The sequence below is a fragment of the Pseudomonas sp. AC463 genome, from assembly GCF_979253585.1.
Genome location: NZ_CEEDDZ010001128.1, coordinates 1 through 238 on the forward strand (window position 1 = coordinate 1; position 238 = coordinate 238).

The 238-nt window shown below is 51.3% G+C and carries 1 protein-coding gene; it reads left to right on the plus strand.

The window, feature by feature from the left end; translation table 11 throughout:
• On the plus strand, window positions 1–146 hold a 146-nt coding region (locus AC0IYH_RS33815; RefSeq protein WP_471838832.1), incomplete at its 5' end, for a cytochrome b.
• Window positions 147–238 lie beyond the last annotated feature (92 nt).

The following is a 238-nucleotide window of genomic DNA, read 5'->3' on the forward strand; positions in this document are numbered from 1 at the left end:
TCCCCAATCAGGGGGATGTCGCCGGTTTGATCCACGAGTACCTAGCCTGGGCTATCGTGATTTTTGCTGTCCTGCATGGTCTGGCTGCACTTAAACACCACTTCATCGACCGTGATCGCACGTTGTTGCGTATCTTCGGACGTTGATCCTTCAGCTGTTTCGGCATTGCACCGCAATGCTGTTCATTTCATCTCTCAAGGAATTCCCATGTTGAAGAAGACTTTCGCTGCACTGGCAC